Below are 244 nucleotides of genomic sequence, written 5' to 3' on the forward strand. Positions count from 1 at the left end.
TGGTGGAGCCTAGCGGGATCGAACCGCTGACCTCCTGCGTGCAAAGCAGGCGCTCTCCCAGCTGAGCTAAGGCCCCAAAGAAGTGGTCGGGAAGACAGGATTCGAACCTGCGACCCCTTGGTCCCAAACCAAGTGCTCTACCAAGCTGAGCTACTTCCCGAAATATATGGCGCGCCCGAGAGGAGTCGAACCCCTAACCTTTTGATCCGTAGTCAAACGCTCTATCCAATTGAGCTACGGGCGC

At 57.4% G+C, this 244-nt stretch carries 3 tRNA genes; all 3 read right to left on the minus strand.

The annotated features are described in order from the left end of the window. Positions 1–76, minus strand: a tRNA-Ala gene (locus AC6CIB_RS23645). A 7-nt stretch (positions 77–83) separates the two neighbouring features. After that, positions 84–160: transfer RNA gene (locus AC6CIB_RS23650), tRNA-Pro, on the minus strand. A 7-nt stretch (positions 161–167) separates the two neighbouring features. Continuing rightward, positions 168–244: transfer RNA gene (locus AC6CIB_RS23655), tRNA-Arg, on the minus strand.

It is taken from the genome of Rossellomorea sp. GQ25, from assembly GCF_059758515.1.